Origin of the sequence: Pseudomonas sp. SJZ074, assembly GCF_007828215.1 — a bacterium.
In the GTDB taxonomy this organism is placed as follows: domain Bacteria; phylum Pseudomonadota; class Gammaproteobacteria; order Pseudomonadales; family Pseudomonadaceae; genus Aquipseudomonas.
The window spans coordinates 138,140-153,325 of sequence record NZ_VIUE01000001.1; the positions used below are offsets into that span (position 1 = coordinate 138,140).

General features: G+C 60.4%; 13 protein-coding genes. 7 read left to right on the forward strand and 6 right to left on the reverse strand.

Translation table 11 applies throughout. From position 1 onward, the window contains the following. Positions 1-315 precede the first annotated feature (315 nt). From FBX99_RS00710 to FBX99_RS00735, 6 genes are all read left to right on the forward strand, one after another. Positions 316-2,121 (forward strand): copper resistance system multicopper oxidase, encoded by a 1,806-nt coding sequence (locus FBX99_RS00710; protein ID WP_144924693.1) that lies wholly within the window; start codon positions 316-318, stop codon positions 2,119-2,121. Between the two features lie 11 nt (positions 2,122-2,132). Beyond that, the gene (locus tag FBX99_RS00715; RefSeq protein WP_145130391.1) at positions 2,133-3,044 is read left to right on the forward strand and encodes a copper resistance protein B; all 912 of its coding nucleotides are present in this window, start codon (positions 2,133-2,135) and stop codon (positions 3,042-3,044) included. A 56-nt stretch (positions 3,045-3,100) separates the two neighbouring features. After that, positions 3,101-3,487, forward strand: coding sequence for a copper homeostasis periplasmic binding protein CopC (gene copC / locus FBX99_RS00720; RefSeq protein ID WP_145130393.1), 387 nt, complete (start codon positions 3,101-3,103; stop codon positions 3,485-3,487). A gap of 1 nt (position 3,488) precedes the next feature. Then, a complete protein-coding gene (gene copD, locus FBX99_RS00725) occupies positions 3,489-4,415 on the forward strand; it encodes a copper homeostasis membrane protein CopD (protein ID WP_256663990.1) in 927 nt (308 codons plus the stop codon). Positions 4,416-4,726: 311 nt separating this feature from the next. Continuing rightward, positions 4,727-5,914 carry a cyanate transporter gene (locus FBX99_RS00730; protein WP_144924684.1) on the forward strand — a complete coding sequence of 396 codons (1,188 nt, stop codon included), beginning with the start codon at positions 4,727-4,729 and terminating at the stop codon, positions 5,912-5,914. Between the two features lie 130 nt (positions 5,915-6,044). After that, entirely contained in the window at positions 6,045-6,956 is a 912-nt protein-coding gene (locus FBX99_RS00735) for a DMT family transporter (protein WP_144924681.1), read from the forward strand. Between the two features lie 42 nt (positions 6,957-6,998). Here the strand turns inward: FBX99_RS00735 and FBX99_RS00740 are convergent, their stop codons facing one another. From FBX99_RS00740 to FBX99_RS00765, 6 genes are read right to left on the reverse strand one after another with little or no spacing between them, the layout of a single operon-like run. Next, the gene (locus FBX99_RS00740) at positions 6,999-8,414 is read right to left on the reverse strand and encodes an amidase (RefSeq protein WP_145130508.1); all 1,416 of its coding nucleotides are present in this window, start codon (positions 8,412-8,414) and stop codon (positions 6,999-7,001) included. A 2-nt stretch (positions 8,415-8,416) separates the two neighbouring features. Beyond that, the gene (locus FBX99_RS00745) at positions 8,417-9,757 is read right to left on the reverse strand and encodes an aspartate aminotransferase family protein (protein WP_144924678.1); all 1,341 of its coding nucleotides are present in this window, start codon (positions 9,755-9,757) and stop codon (positions 8,417-8,419) included. Then, positions 9,735-10,859 (reverse strand): aminotransferase class III-fold pyridoxal phosphate-dependent enzyme, encoded by a 1,125-nt coding sequence (locus FBX99_RS00750; protein ID WP_144924675.1) that lies wholly within the window; start codon positions 10,857-10,859, stop codon positions 9,735-9,737. Before FBX99_RS00750 ends, FBX99_RS00745 begins: the two co-directional genes overlap by 23 nt. 9 nt (positions 10,860-10,868) lie before the next feature. Continuing rightward, positions 10,869-11,750: a TauD/TfdA family dioxygenase gene (locus FBX99_RS00755; protein ID WP_144924672.1), complete on the reverse strand. Its 882-nt coding sequence runs from the start codon at positions 11,748-11,750 to the stop codon at positions 10,869-10,871. Beyond that, the gene (locus tag FBX99_RS00760; RefSeq protein WP_144924669.1) at positions 11,725-13,287 is read right to left on the reverse strand and encodes an AMP-binding protein; all 1,563 of its coding nucleotides are present in this window, start codon (positions 13,285-13,287) and stop codon (positions 11,725-11,727) included. Before FBX99_RS00760 ends, FBX99_RS00755 begins: the two co-directional genes overlap by 26 nt. Next, a complete protein-coding gene (locus FBX99_RS00765) occupies positions 13,284-13,901 on the reverse strand; it encodes a thermostable hemolysin (protein WP_144924666.1) in 618 nt (205 codons plus the stop codon). The genes FBX99_RS00760 and FBX99_RS00765 overlap by 4 nt, the downstream gene beginning before the upstream one ends. Positions 13,902-14,070: 169 nt before the next feature. Here FBX99_RS00765 and FBX99_RS00770 point away from each other — a divergent pair, with 169 nt between their 5' ends. Beyond that, a complete protein-coding gene (locus FBX99_RS00770; protein ID WP_144924663.1) occupies positions 14,071-15,006 on the forward strand; it encodes a LysR family transcriptional regulator in 936 nt (311 codons plus the stop codon). Positions 15,007-15,186: the final 180 nt, after the last annotated feature.

A 15,186-nucleotide genomic window follows, 5' to 3' on the forward strand; every position in this document is an offset into this window, starting at 1 on the left:
ATTTGCGCGAAAGTCGAGTATACACCCGGCTCCGGACCACTCGGGTACCGCCGGGAAAGTGGGTATCAATCAGGCACGGGACAACGTGAAGCCGGCAAGGCTACAGAATATCCTGCCGATGCAAAAGATCATTCTGATCAGTACCTGGCCGGCACGCTCCAACGCCATCAAACACTGCATCGCTGGCGAACGGAGGGGCGAACCAACCTGACTGAAATGTAATCACCCGCCCCGCTCGCCTATGTCATTTTTGCTTCACACCTGCACGGGGATTGCCCCCATGCACGTTGCGAATCGACGGATGGACTTTTATCGATGCAAACAAAAACTTCCCGGCGCACCTTCGTAAAGGGCCTGACCGCTGGCGGCATCCTGGGTGGTCTGGGCCTGTGGCGCCCCCCTGTCTGGGCGGTGACCGGCCCAGGCCAGCCCAATGTACTGAGCGGCACCGATTTCGACCTGTTCATCGGCGAAAGCCCGGTCAATTTCACTGGTCATCCCCGCATAGCCCAGACCATCAACGGCGGCATTCCCGGCCCACTGCTGCGCTGGCGCGAAGGCGACACGGTGACCCTTCGGGTGCGCAATCGCTTGAAAGACACCACATCCATCCATTGGCACGGCATTCTCCTGCCAGCCAACATGGACGGCGTGCCAGGGTTGAGCTTCAAGGGCATCGAACCCGATGGCCAGTACGTCTATCAATTCAAGGTCCGCCAGAACGGCACGTACTGGTACCACAGCCATTCCGGGTTCCAGGAGCAATCCGGGGTGTATGGCCCGCTGGTCATCGATGCCCGGGAACCCGAGCCCTTCCAGTACGAACGGGACTACGTGGTGATGCTCACCGATTGGACCGACGAAGACCCCGCCGACGTCATCCGCAAACTCAAGAAGCAGTCGGACTACTACAACTACAACAAACGCACCGTCGGCGACTTCATCGACGATGTCGCCAGCAAGGGCTGGGGCGCCACCGTGGCCGATCGCAAGATGTGGGCCGAGATGAAAATGAACCCCACCGACCTGGCGGACGTCAGTGGCACGACCTACACCTACCTGATGAACGGCCAGGCGCCGGACATGAACTGGACCGGCCTGTTCAAGCCCGGCGAGCGGATTCGCCTGCGCTTTATCAACGGTTCGTCCATGACCTACTTCGACGTGAGCATCCCCGGCCTGAAAATGACCGTGGTCGCCTCCGATGGCCAATACGTCAATCCGGTGTCCGTCGACGAGTTCCGGATCGCCGTGGCCGAAACCTACGACGTCATCATCGAGCCCACCGAGCAGGCCTACACCTTGTTCGCCCAGTCGATGGACCGCACCGGGTATGCCCGTGGCACCCTGGCGACCCACGCCGGACTCTCGGCCCCGGTCCCACCGCTGGACCCGCGACCACTGGTGACCATGGACGACATGGGCATGGGCGGCATGGATCATGGATCGATGCAGGGCATGGATCACAGCAAGATGCCCGCAATGGATCACGCTGCCATGCAGGACATGCAGGGCATGGATCAAGGCGAAATGTCGACCATGGATCAGGGTGACATGCCGATGATGAACCACGGCGCCATGCCCGGCATGGGCAACATGCCGTCCCATCCGGCATCGGAGCAAGGCAACCCACTGGTGGACATGCAGGCCATGAGCGTCAAGCCCAAGCTCGACGACCCGGGCATGGGCCTGCGCAACAATGGTCGCAAGGTGCTGACCTATGCGGACCTGCGCAGCAGCTTCCCAGACCCGGACGGCCGCGAACCGGGTCGCACCATCGAATTGCACCTGACCGGACACATGGAAAAATTCGTCTGGTCATTCAACGGCGTGAAGTTCTCCGACGCCGAGCCGTTGCTGTTCAAGTACGGCGAACGGCTGCGCATCGTGCTGATCAACGACACCATGATGACTCACCCCATCCATCTGCACGGCATGTGGAGCGACCTGGAAGACGAAAACGGTCAGTTCATGGTGCGCAAGCACACCCTCGACGTGCCGCCCGGTTCCAGGCGCAGCTACCGGGTCACCGCCGATGCCCTCGGACGCTGGGCGTATCACTGTCACCTGCTCTTCCATATGGAAATGGGCATGTTCCGTGAAATCCGGGTACAGGAATGAGGAGCCGAACCATGACCCGCCACATTCAATCCCCCCTCCTGTCGATGATGGTCATGGCCGGCCTGGCACAAGGCATCGCCGCGCCCGCCTGGGCAGCCGGCAACGCTATGCCAGGCATGGATCACAGCCAGATGCAGGGCATGGACCACGGCCAGATGCAAGGCATGGATTCAATGCAGGACATGCAGTCGATGGAGCCGCCCAGGACCACCAGCCGCACGCCGATCCCCGAACTGACCGCCGCCGATCGCGCAGCGGTCTATGAGGACCACGGCGGCCATAGGATGAATGACAGCGCGCTCAACTCATTCTTCCTGGTCAATCAATTGGAATGGCAAGGCGCCGACGAAGGCAACGCACTGAGTTGGGACGCCTCCGGCTGGATCGGCGGCGACATCGATCGGTTGTGGCTGCGCACCGAAGGCGAACGCACCAACGGCAAGACTGAAGAAGCCGAACTCCAGGCCCTTTGGGGTCACGCCATCAGCCCCTGGTGGGAGGTAGTGGCCGGCGTGCGCCAGGACTTCAAGCCGGACGAGCCACAAACCTGGGCTGCCTTGGGCATCCAGGGCATGGCGCTGTACAACTTCGAAACCCAAGCCACGGCCTATCTCGGCGAGAACGGCCAGAGCGCCATGCGCCTGGAAGGCGACTACGACATCCTGTTGACCAACCGCCTGATCCTGCAACCCACTGCCGAAGCCAATTTCCATGGCAAGAACGATCCGGCACGCGCGGTGGGTTCAGGGTTATCGAACACCGAACTGGGCCTGCGGCTTCGTTATGAAATCCGTCGCGAATTCGCCCCTTACATCGGCGTCACCTGGAACCGCACCCATGGCAACACCGCCGACTACGCCCGCGAAGAAGGCGATGACCGTAGCGAGGCACGCCTGGTCCTGGGCGTGCGCATGTGGTTCTGACGGATTGAGCCCCTTCATTTCCCAAAAAACTAGAAAACCGTTGTAGGAGTCCTTGCATGTCATTCATCAAAAACACTGTGATCACCGTCGCGTTGTCCACCGGGCTGCTGAGCAGCGGCCTGACCCAGGCACACCCCAAGCTGCTGTCCACCACCCCTGCCGAAGGCTCGCAGGGATCGGCACCGGAGAAAATCGAGCTGCACTTTTCCGAGAACCTGATGATCAAGTTCTCCGGCGCCAAGCTGCTGATGACCGAGATGCCCGGCATGTCGGCCCATTCGCCGATGCCTATGCCGGCCAAGGTATCGGGCAGCGAAGACCCCAAGACCATGGTCATCGTCCCGAATACCCCGCTCATGTCGGGCACCTATCAGGTCCAATGGCGCGCGGTATCGTCCGATACTCACCCGATCACCGGCAACGTCACATTCAAGGTGAAGTGAGTTGAGCGACTCGATCGACATAGCGCTGATCAACATCGCTCTACGCCTGGCCCTCTATCTGGATCTGATGTTGCTGTTCGGCCTGGCGGTTTTCGGCCTTTATGGTCTGCGGGGCCAGGAACGAAGGTCGGGTGAAGTGTTGCCTTTCGCATGGCTGCTGGCGAGCACGGCCATCATCGGCGTGCTGCTGTCCATCGCTGGCATGCTGTGCATGGTCTGGGCCATGAGCGGCGTGACGGATTGGACCGAGTTGCGACCGCACCTTGAGATGATGGTATTGGAGACTGACGTGGGGTCGAGCTGGAGTCTGCGGATCCTGGCATTGATGCTGACCGTTGTCGCCGCGACGCAAAGCAGACACAGACCGACCGCCAGCCTGTGGCTGGGCACGCTGGCCGCAGGCGTGGCCCTTGCGACACTGGCGTGGGCCGGCCATGGCGCCATGGACGAAGGCGAACGACGGAGCTGGCACTTCATCACTGACTTTTTGCACCTGTGGGCGGCGGGTGCCTGGGTCGGCGCGTTGGCAGCGTTTGTACTGCTGCTTCGCCAGGCCGAACAGCGCTTGTCAGTGCTGTCTCGAACCCTGACCGGTTTCGAAAGAGTCGGGGCGGTGATCGTGCTGATCATCAGCGTGACCGGCGTGATGAACTATCTGTTCATCGTCGGCCCGAGCATCGACGGACTGTTCGACAGCACCTACGGTCAGTTGCTGACACTCAAACTCGTCCTGTTCGGAGTCATGCTGGTGTTCGCCGCACTGAACCGTTTTCATCTGAGCCCACAGTTGGAACGGGCCAGGCAAACCGGCGAACACAGTATCGCCGTGGGAGCCTTGCGGCGCAGTATGGTGCTCGAGTTTTCAGTGGCAGCGGTCATCCTGGCACTGGTGGCCTGGTTGGGGGCGTTGAGCCCGGCGATGCAATAGCATCTGTGGGAGCAAGCCTGCTCGCGATAGCGGTGGGTCAGCTTGCGGCGATGTCGGCTCTGCCAGTCATCGCGAGCAGGCTTGCTCCCACAGGGGTCGGCGGCGTCTGCCAATGCTGCTTATATCCGACTCAAATGTTGGAGTGAGCCTGCTCGCGATGGCAGTGGGTCAACTTGCGGCGATGTCGGCTTTGCCGCCCCCAATCACAGGGTTAATAGCATTTAATCTTTCAATATCCCTGCCCAGTTTTCAGTTTGCCCCTGCCCTCGCTTCCCGGCCTAAATGGCATTTTTATCAGCCAAGGCTTCGTTATGGAAAATGTTCGAACTTCAAGCACCCACGCCGTCTGGCTGATGGTCAGTGTGGTGTTGGTGGCGTTGAACCTGCGACCTTCGATGGCCGCGGTCGGGCCATTGTTGTCAGCCATTCGTGGCGACGTACCGTTGAGTTTCAGCACCGCTTCACTGCTGACCATGCTGCCGGTCATGGCGATGGGCCTGGCGATGTTCCTGGGCATGCGCATTGCCCTGCGCATCGGTGAACATCGCACCATCGTGCTGTCGCTGTTGATCGTGGGCATCGCCACGGCGTCGCGCCTGTATCTGGACAGCGCCGCCGAGCTGATTGTCAGCGCCGTGGTGGCCGGGGTCGGGATCGCGCTGATTCAGGCGGTAATGCCGGCCCTGATCAAATCGCGATTCAGCGACAACGTTTCGCTGTTCATGGGGCTGTATGTCACTTCGATCATGGGCGGCGCGGCACTGGCAGCGTCGTTTTCGCCCTTCGTCCTGACCCAGACCGGCAGTTGGCGTATTGGACTGGCGATCTGGGCGGTATTGGCGCTGGTGGCCCTGGGTTGCTGGTACGCCCAGCGCTCGGCCGTCACGCCGCTACCCGACGCTCCGAGCCGGAACAAGGAGTCGTTCTTCGCCAATGGCCGGGCCTGGCTGCTGGCGATTTTCTTCGGCCTGGGCACTGCGTCCTACACCTGTGTGCTGGCCTGGCTGGCGCCGTACTACGTGGAAAAAGGCTGGAGCGAGCAGCACGCGGGCCTGTTGCTGGGGTTCCTGACGGCGATGGAAGTGTTGTCTGGCCTCGTCACCCCGGCCATTGCCAACCGCAGCCAGGATAAGCGCCTGGTGCTGGCTGTCCTGTTGGCCCTGATCATGGCGGGCTTCTGCGGCCTGATTCTCAGCCCGGACCGCTTCAGCCTGCTGTGGCCTTGCCTGCTGGGGCTGGGCATCGGTGGCCTGTTCCCGATGAGCCTGATCGTGTCCCTTGATCACTTGGACAATCCACGCCGGGCCGGGGGCCTGACGGCATTCGTGCAGGGCATCGGCTATCTGATCGCCGGACTTTCACCGTTGATTGCCGGAATGATCCGCGATCAGTTGGGCAGCTTCGAATGGGCCTGGTGGTCGCTCACCGCGGTCATGGCACTGATGATTCTCATGGTGTTGCGCTTCAATCCCAAGCAGTACGCACGGCACATCAGCTAGAGAATCCGTTTGCGTCACCGAGCAAAGGGCCGCAATGACTGCGGCCCTGTCTTTATCCACCCTACCCATGACGGCTGACGGATTTGTCCATCATGACGTTCCAGTTCTCGAACACAGGAATCAGACATTGATGAAACACGTCGGTTTTGCAGCCGCTCACTGGGGCATGCTTATCTGGGCAATACTGATCGCCTCGTCGTTCTTCGCGGCGGCCCAGGTCAGCCACTCGATCGATCCGATTCTGCTCACGGGCTTGCGACTGCTGTTTTCGGCCTTGCTGTTCCTGCCGCTGTTGCTGCTGAAAAACACCTCGCCCATCACCACCAAAGGGTTGCTGGCTCACGCAGTGCTTGGCCTGTTGTTGGCGACCTATTTTGGTTCGTTGTTCGAGGCGTTGCGCTACACCTCGGCGGTCAATACCGCGACGTTGTACACACTGGTGCCATTGATCACCTTGTTCTTCGAGGTGTTCCTGCTGCCCAGTCCAAACCTCAAGACCCGCCTGCTGCCCATGCTGATCGCGGCGGCCGGTGCCGTGTTACTGACGCTCAAGGGGGCGGCACCGGGGCAGATGCCCGCGCTCTATCCGGTACTGGTCTTCGGTGTCGGTTGCGTGGCGATGGCGTTGTACTCGCCCCTTAGCCAACGATTCAAGGCCAAGGCGCTCAAGGGCCGGGATCCAGTGGCGATGACGTTCTGGAACATGCTGTTCGGTTCGCTGTTTCTGCTGGTGTTCTGCCTGTTCAGCGGCGGCTGGCGCAGCGGCCGGCTGCTGTCGCTGCCGGATATCGGCTGGCTGGTGTACCTGGCCCTGTTCGGTACCCTCGCCACGTTCTGGCTGTTGCACCGGGCCATCGGCGTGATCGCACCGTCCACGGTCATTTCCTACGTGTACCTCAACACCCTGTTCGTGACGCTGCTCAACTGGTTCTGGCTCAGGCAACAGCCAATGGCGCTCGAAATCATCGGCGCCGGGCTGGTAGGCGTCGGGATGCTGGCATTGGTGATTTCAAGCCGTAATGCCAGAACCGCTACGGCTTGAAATCGCCCCGGGGCCCTATGCTTGCGCGACGCACATGCAACGCTAGTACGACGACGCCGAGCGAGGTGCAACCGGGCTCCAGCGCTCCAGCTCCCGTTCCAGGAAAGCCGCTACCGCCAGCAACCGCTCTTCCTGCCAGTGGGGTCCGACGATCTGGATGCCGATGGGCATCCCGGTGGCCGCATCGGTGCCGGCGCGGATCACCACCGCCGGCGAACCGCTGAGACTGAACGGGAACACGAAGGCATAGCGGTTGCGATCCTCCAGGGACTCGCCATGACGGAACGCAACGTCAGGAAACACCGGGCAGATGAACAGGTCGTGTTGCTTGAAGAACTTCGCCAGCTGATAGCGGAATGTGTCGATCGCGATCCAGTCACGCTTGACCTCATCCACGGTCAACTCAGTCGCTTCGCTCATGTCCAGCAACCGCGCAATGGCCGGGGTGAAACGACGCTTGTTCATCGACTCGAACAGCTGTCGCCAGCCACGCCCGGCGTCGGCGCCGGTGATGAACACCCGCCACAGCACATCACAGGCCTCCTCGAGCATCGGCGGCGCCACCGGACTCACCTGCGCCACCACCTGCCCCAGGCACCGTTCGACCTGTTGCAACACCTCGCTCACCGCCGCACTGACAGGCGTGCGGTCCGACTCCGAAAACAGTGCGACCCGCAGGCTGGCCAGCGGTTCACTGGCGACAAACGGCACGTCGACGGTGTCCGGATCCTGTCCGTCGGCACCGCTGATCAGCGGCCCGAGCAACGCCAGGTCATCGACATAACGTCCCATCACGCCGAAAGCCGAAGTCATGTGGAACAACCCGGAGCGGTCGTTGGGAAACTGGCCGGTCAACGGCACCCGGCCCTGGGTCAGTTTCAAGCCGCAAATGCCGTTGAAGTGCGCAGGTATCCGCACGCTGCCGCAGGCATCGGAAGCCAGCCCGGCGGGCGAGCATCCGGCGGCGATTGCAGCCGCTTCACCGCCACTGCTGCCGCCGGCGGAGCGTTGCAAGTCGTGGGGATTGAGGGTGCGACCGTAGATCAGGTTTTCGGTCTCGAAGGCCATGCACAGTTCAGGCACATTGCTGATGCCCAGGATGATCGCACCGGCCTGCCGAAGCCGGGCGACGGCCGTCGCGTCCTGCTGGCTGACGTCGCCCAGCATCTCCTCCACCCCCCGGGACATCCGGAATCCCTGGACGTGGAGGACATCCTTGATGGTGATGGGAATACCGTGCAGCGGACCACTGATCTGGCCGATGCGCGCCATTTCGTCCGCTTCGCGGGCCTGGCGCCGCAGTTCCTCCACGGGCGCCAGTTGGATCAGTGCATTGATCTGCCGGTTACGCTCGGCAATCCGCTGCAGGTAGAACTCCAGCAACGTGACGCTGGTCAGCACGCCACGTCGCAACAGACCCGCCATTTCCCGCAGGGTCAGCGAGTCGGGATTGAACATACTCACGACGCCTCCTTGCTGCGCAACCATTTATTGGGTAACTGGTACATGTTGCGCACCACCAGGGAAAACGCCTTGACCGCCAGCTTCGGGCGCCGGTTGATGGCTTCGAGGGCCTCTTCGATCATCGTCAGGATATGGCGCAACGCATCGGGCGAGATGTTCAGCGGCGGATAAAAGCGCAGTACCGGACGCTCGGCCTTTTCATTCATCGAGTGGCCGGCATGAATGCCGCGTTTGCTCAATTCCATGCTCATCAGGGCTTCATAGACCGATCCGCGCAAACGCAACCCCGTCATCAGGCCCACGCCCGGTACGTCCTCGATGATCTGCGGATAGCGCAGCGCCAGGCGTTGCAGGCCATGGCGCAGCAAACCGCCGTTGATCCGTGACTGCTCCACCAGGTTGTTCTGCTCGATGTAATCGATCGCCGCCAGCGCCGAGGCGCACGCCACCGGGTGCCCGCCATTGGTGCGCGTATCGGGCTCGATTTCACTGAGTGGGTATTGGGTCGCCAGGCGCTTGCTGTACATGGCGCAGGCGAACGAGGTGTAGCCGCCGGTCAGACCTTTGGAGAGGATCATGATGTCGGGCACCACGTCGTCATACTGCACGGCGAACCATTTGCCGCAGCGACCGAAGCCGGTCTGGATTTCATCCGCCACCAACAGGGTGCCGGTGGCATCGCACAAGGCTCGCAGATTGGCCATGTAGCCCACCGGCGGCACCTGCAGGTGGGCGCCGCCCAGGATCGGTTCGACATACACCGCGCATACGCCCTCGCCGACGGCTTTTTGCAGGGCCGCAAAATCACCGTAGGGCACATGGGTCACATCGGGAGCCGCGATGCCATAGCTGCTGTGATTCTGGCGTTGCCCCAGGATACTCATCGCCGCCAGGGTCTTGCCATGGTAGGACCCGCTCATCACCACGATCCCACGCCGATGCGGCTGGATGCGCAACGCATAGCGCAGGCTCTGCTCGATGGCCTCGGCCCCCGAGACCATATACTGCACATCACCCCACTCCCCCGGTACCAACTGGCACAGACGCTCGGTCAATTTGTCCTGGAGCGGATGGCGCCGGCCTTCCGGTACCCAGGCCATCTGGTTCAGTTGAGCCTGCACCTGCTCGCGGACCATCGGGTTACGGTGGCCGACGATAAATACGCCATAGCTGCACGCGCAGTCGATGAAGCGTTTACCGGTGTGGTCGGTGACGTGAATGCCATCGGCCTGTTGCTCGACGCTGGTCTTGCCCAGGCGATAGAGCTTGGCCGCCGATGCGCTCCAGTACCGCTGGCAATCATCCAGCAGTTGTTCATGCGGCCTGAGTAAGGACATGGCTTAAAGTCTCCTTGATGATGTTGGCGGCACGTTGGATATGTTCGGGGCGAGCGGTGATCGGGCAGCGCAAGATCAATTCGCGGCCACGGGGCGTACTGACATAGATGCCTTGCAGGTAAAGCGCCTCGCACAGCACGCTCGGTTGCAGGTCATCGGCCAGTGGCAGGCTGACCCAGCCGCCTTCCGCCACGGCGCCGAACGACGCCAGGGTCTGCGCCAGTCGCTGGCCGTTTTCCAGGCATTGACGGGGCGAGTCGTGGGCCTGCACGTAGTCCAGCGCGGCCAGCGCGGCCACGCAAGCCATCGGATTGCCGGCAGTGGTGCTGCCATGCTTGGCCGGGCTGCTGCGTCCATAGACTTGCCAGGCCATGCGCTCGCTGCAGGTATAGGTGCCGATGGGAATCGCACTGCCCCCCAGCGCGCCACCGAGCACGACAATGTCCGGTACACAGCGATAACGCTGGAAGCCGAACAGCGAACCCAGACTGCCGAGGCAGGTCTGGGTATCGACCGCGATCACCGGCACCGAGGCTTGCGCTGCACGGGCATGCAAGCGCTCGACCAGGGCCGGCTCGAGCAATTGCAATCGACCGCTCGCATCGAGGCGGGTACTGCTATGGCAGACCGCGAAGCAATCATTCCAATCCACCGAGTCCAGGTCCGTGAGATGACGAATCGCCACACGCTTTAAGCCCAGGAAATCTTGCACATCGAGGTCGCCCTGCGCGGCGTTGAGGCAACGCCCGTAGGTCAGCGAGCCGTAATCACCACCCTGGATATACACGATGGTGTTGCCCTTCGGCTTTAGCCCCTTGCATAACTTCAAAGCGCCCTCGAACGCTTCGTCGCCGGAACTGCATACATAGGAACTGACCAGCTGCTCAGGCAGCAGCTCGGCCAGGCGGCGGCACAAGGCAATCAGCGGTTCAGACATCAGTACCCGGTTGGACAGCCCCATGATCTGCGCCTGGCGAGTGACCGCTTCGATCACCGCAGGCACCTGGAAGCCAAACCCGCCGGTCAGGTCGATGATCTGCCGACCATCGCCGTCGAGGTACGTCTCGTACTGCCCGCCAATAATGTATTTATCGTTGTTCATGGATCCCTCTCAGCGATAGCTCAGGGCATTGAAAATGCGTCGACGCTCATCGACGATCGTTTCACGACCGTGCATGACCCGACGGTTATCGATCATCACCACGTCGTGGTCACGCCACCCCACCGGAACGGTGTACTGGGCTGAGACTTCAGCGATTTCGGCGAGAAACTCGGCGGGAATCACCTGACCGCTCACCGTATCGATCACCGGCGCCTCATAGTTGAACGAAGGCCCCAGGATGCTGTTGGCAAAAGCCGGGCGCTGGCTGAAGGCAGAAGTGAGGATCGCCGACGTGCTGAAGGCGTAGTGCATCGAATCATCGGCCGGATTGAAGGAAATCTGCGTCTGCGGGTCATTGCCAATGATCTGCAACAGATCCTCGATGACCACGTCTGCCGGGTTCGACAGGGTCGGCGAATAATGGCAAACCAGCCGACGCCACTTTTCCCCCGCCACGGTGCGGCTGTAGCGAATAGGGTTGTTTTCGAAGAAGCTGCGGCAACCCGGAGACAGCCTCGCCAGCACTTTCTCACCGTCGCAGATCGTGGTTTGCGAACCCTTGCGCGGCGCTTCCTGGCAATAGAACCAAGTCATGTCCGGCCAGAACGGCGAATTACCGTTTTCGCAATGCAGGCCGACCGCCTGATGCCCGGCGTCCACCAACTGCGCCGCACCACCGACCATGACCCGCGCCGGATCCAGGCTCAACCGGGAACTGTTTTGCTTGACGTAGGCGCTGAACGCCTCGGCGCTGTGAATGCAGTTGCGAAACAGCACGACACCGTAGTGTCCCAGCAGCTCGTACAACTCGGCCTTGCCCAGGCTGGCGAAGTGGTGCGACTCGACGATAGAGACGTCGGGGTTTTCAAAGTGAAAGGCAGGTGTGCTCATTGGATGCGTTCCCTTGCAGAGTGGAAAAAACAGTGGCGATGTCGGCACGTTTCGGTCGGCCGGTGACGGTGTAGAGCTGCTCGATCAACGGATCGTCCTTGTTCAACAACCAGAGCCGGTTCGGTCGTTCAATGTCGGAGAAACGGCCGGTCGACCAGGTCACCAGTTCATCGCTGGCCGGCGTGGACTCGACACACAGCAACGCCACAAGACCGTGCTGCTCATCGAAGAACACCGCGGCGTCGTTCACGCCCGGGTACTTGCGGTATTCCAGCTCGACCTGCTCGGGGCTGACATTGCGACCGTTGGGTAGGCAGATCACGTTCTTCTTGCGGCCGTGCACATAGAGGTAGCCGTCTTCATCGAGCATCCCCAGGTCGCCGGTGTCCATCCAGCCATCGCCAGACATTGAGCATGCGCTGGGGTCCGTCCCCGAATAGCCGCTGAACAGCGAACTGCTCTTGACCTCGATGGTCTGGTCGGCGCCGATCCGCACCTGAACATGGGGCAGCGGTTTGCCAACACTGCCCAGGCGCTGCTCTTCGAAGGTGTTCATGCTGACCACAGAGGCGTTTTCCGACAGTCCGTAGCCCTGGTACACCTCGATGCCTTGCTCGGCCAGAGCATGCAGAGCATCGATACTCACCGCCGCGCCGCCGCAGGTGATATGAGCCCCGGACTTCAGGTAACTCGCCAGCCGTTCCCCAGCCTCACCGCCATCGTTCAATTGTTCCAGGAAGCGATTGATCATGACCGGCGGTACCGTCAGCGCCGTTGGCTGGACCTGCAAGATCCAGTCGACCAGACGCTGCGGCGACGCCCCGGGTTCGCCGAGCAATGCTTCGCTCGGCGGCAGGAAATGCACGGTCCCACCGGCCAACAACGGCAGGTACGCAGCGGTCACCTGCTCGAGCAGCAGGCTCAATGGCACCAGCGACAAATACCGACGATGGGCATTGACCGGCATGCGTTCGCGCAGCGACGCCAGTACCGCGCCAACCGCCTGATTGCTCAGGCGCACGCCTTTCGGCCGGCTGGTGGTGCCCGAGGTGTGAATGATCTTGCAGATCCAATCACCCTCACCATCCGGCGTGTGAGGCAGGGGCTGTTCGATCACCGGCTCGCCGAGACGGCGCAGGCGACTGTCGGGAAAATTCAGCTTCCAGCGTTGCGCCAGTGTCCGCTGCCCTGCGGCATCCACCAGGAATCCGTCGCAACGCTCGGCCAGGTGCTCGGCCTGGGATTGACTGAACGCCAGCGGCAACGGCAGCGCGGTAATCCCGGCAAACAGGCACGCCAGGTCGGCCACCAGCCAGTCACTGCTATTGCGCGTCGCGATCCCCAGCACCACTTGATCGCCGTGGGCTGGCGTCGCGAAACGCCATTGCAGCTCCGCAGCCAGATTAAGCGCCCGGTGTTCCAGTTCGCCGTAGGTCAGCGCCACGGATTCGGTACCCGACGTCCAGTCGACCGCGCAGACCGCCTGGCGATTGTCCTGCAACGCCTGCTTCAACTGATTGATGAAACCGCCGCTCATGGTTGTGCCCTCGCCAAAGATTCACCGGGCAACTGGGTAAACGAGGTACTGAGTGTCGTAGCGGCGAAACGAGAACGCTTTGGATCGACCCGGATGAAACCGGTCACCGGTTTCTTGGCGTAATAGGTTCCCCAATTTTTGCCACCATCATCGGCCAGGCGAGTGGGGTCAGCGGTCAACAGCGGCTCGAAATCGATCTGGCAACTTTCCATCATTTGCCGGACCCGAGGCGTAACAGTGCACAACAGGTAATGCCCGCCCATGCACCAGGACAACAACGGAATCATATTAACGAGAATCATTCCCGCTGTTAGGTGATGGGAAATCAAATTGCCGATCTCGACAATGTTCGAACGCTCGATGGTTTTCTCGAAACGTTGAGACAGGATCTCCTCGATCGGTTGTGTCAGGTATTGTTCGGAAAAGAGAATGCGGTGGTCCGCAAAAGTAATCCCGGCACACGCGAGTATGCGATCGTCCTGATCCTGAGTAACTGCAAAGTATTGCGGATTCGGTTCTACCGAAGCCGCATAAGAACTTCGAAACTTGTCTTTTACTACTTCAGTAGCCTGTACCCATAGTGGCGTTTTAGTTTCCGCGACTCGTATTTGCATTTCGTCCTCCTCCGTCCCTGTGCAGGATGTCTTAAAAGCGAGGCGAGCATATTTAAGAAAATTCCTACAAGCCATTTAAAAAATAAATTGCTTCCGCTAATATATAAATAAACGTCTTTGTCATAAAAACCAGAGACGCTAGCCCATGGATTGCGCCAAGAAGGATCTTATGCTCAATAGTAATTTGCTTAGAAAGCTGGACATGCAGGACTTGATGGTGTTCGTCGCGGTGTACGAGCAGAGCAGCGTTACCGAGGTCTCCGAAGCCCTCTGCGTCAGCCAGTCAACCGTGAGCTACTGCTTGAAGAAGCTGCGCACCAGCTTCGAAGATGAATTATTCATTAATACCCGCAGTGGCATGCGCCCAACCAATAAAGCCACCGCGATGTACAGCCATATCGTCAAGATTCTTCAAGCTATTAATATCTGCCACTCAGGTATCCAGAGCTTCGACCCCACGCAAAAAGAAATAACATTCAATATCTGCGCTCCCGAATATTTTGAATTATTGATCCTGCCCAAGTTGGTCAAGCGCTTTATCGGCAGTCAATTCCCGGTCATCATTAATATAACGAAATTTCACAAGGATATTCCCGTTGACGAACTGACGGACGGCCGTTTTGATCTAGTGGTTTGTTTCGGCCCAAACTTTCATCGCAGTGCCAAAGGCTTGCGCTCGCAAGTATTACTGGAAGATGAACTGGTCTGCGTAGTCGATAGGAACGTCGATTTGCCGGGCGAGGCCCTCAGCCTGGAAACATTCGTGGCATGCCAGCATGTGTTCCCGACCCCATGGACATCCGACACCAACATGATCGACGGTTGGCTTGCCCGCCAGGGCCATAGCCGGCAGATCGTCGCCCGGGCCAACAGCTATGTGGCCGCGCTCAATATGGTCACCGGGACCGACTTCGTGCTGACCCTGCCCCGACGCATTCAGGCATTGACCTGTGATGAGGCCAAATTCAGCCATCGCAAGCCACCGGCCGGGTTACCGAACTTTACGCTGGATATGATGTGGAGTGAAAAACCGGGCCAGGACAACGCCAACGTCTGGTTTCGCGAGCAGATCGTGAAGGTCTGCGCCGAAGACGGCTTGCTCTAAGCCGCCCGGGAACCACGCGCATCTTCGCGTGGTTCCCGGGGTGGGGTTTTCCGACGGGCCCCCAAAAAAATCTGGAAATGAGTCGTGAGCACTCCGTGCCTATTGAGGCGATAACGCACTAACGTTGCTTTTTGCCGTCGATCGAACACGAACCATGTCCCAAGCCATCACTGTCCTACC

What these genes read in the sequence shown, in the direction of transcription:
- FBX99_RS00745 (WP_144924678.1), bottom strand. Translation starts at nt 9,757, where the DNA reads ATGTCCTTACTCAGGCCGCATGAACAACTGCTGGATGATTGCCAGCGG.
- FBX99_RS00765 (WP_144924666.1), bottom strand. Translation starts at nt 13,901, where the DNA reads ATGCAAATACGAGTCGCGGAAACTAAAACGCCACTATGGGTACAGGCT.
- FBX99_RS00715 (WP_145130391.1), top strand. Translation starts at nt 2,133, where the DNA reads ATGACCCGCCACATTCAATCCCCCCTCCTGTCGATGATGGTCATGGCC.
- copC (WP_145130393.1), top strand. Translation starts at nt 3,101, where the DNA reads ATGTCATTCATCAAAAACACTGTGATCACCGTCGCGTTGTCCACCGGG.
- FBX99_RS00740 (WP_145130508.1), bottom strand. Translation starts at nt 8,414, where the DNA reads ATGTTCAATCCCGACTCGCTGACCCTGCGGGAAATGGCGGGTCTGTTG.
- FBX99_RS00710 (WP_144924693.1), top strand. Translation starts at nt 316, where the DNA reads ATGCAAACAAAAACTTCCCGGCGCACCTTCGTAAAGGGCCTGACCGCT.
- FBX99_RS00735 (WP_144924681.1), top strand. Translation starts at nt 6,045, where the DNA reads ATGAAACACGTCGGTTTTGCAGCCGCTCACTGGGGCATGCTTATCTGG.
- FBX99_RS00755 (WP_144924672.1), bottom strand. Translation starts at nt 11,750, where the DNA reads ATGAGCACACCTGCCTTTCACTTTGAAAACCCCGACGTCTCTATCGTC.
- FBX99_RS00770 (WP_144924663.1), top strand. Translation starts at nt 14,071, where the DNA reads ATGCTCAATAGTAATTTGCTTAGAAAGCTGGACATGCAGGACTTGATG.
- FBX99_RS00750 (WP_144924675.1), bottom strand. Translation starts at nt 10,859, where the DNA reads ATGAACAACGATAAATACATTATTGGCGGGCAGTACGAGACGTACCTC.
- FBX99_RS00760 (WP_144924669.1), bottom strand. Translation starts at nt 13,287, where the DNA reads ATGAGCGGCGGTTTCATCAATCAGTTGAAGCAGGCGTTGCAGGACAAT.
- FBX99_RS00730 (WP_144924684.1), top strand. Translation starts at nt 4,727, where the DNA reads ATGGAAAATGTTCGAACTTCAAGCACCCACGCCGTCTGGCTGATGGTC.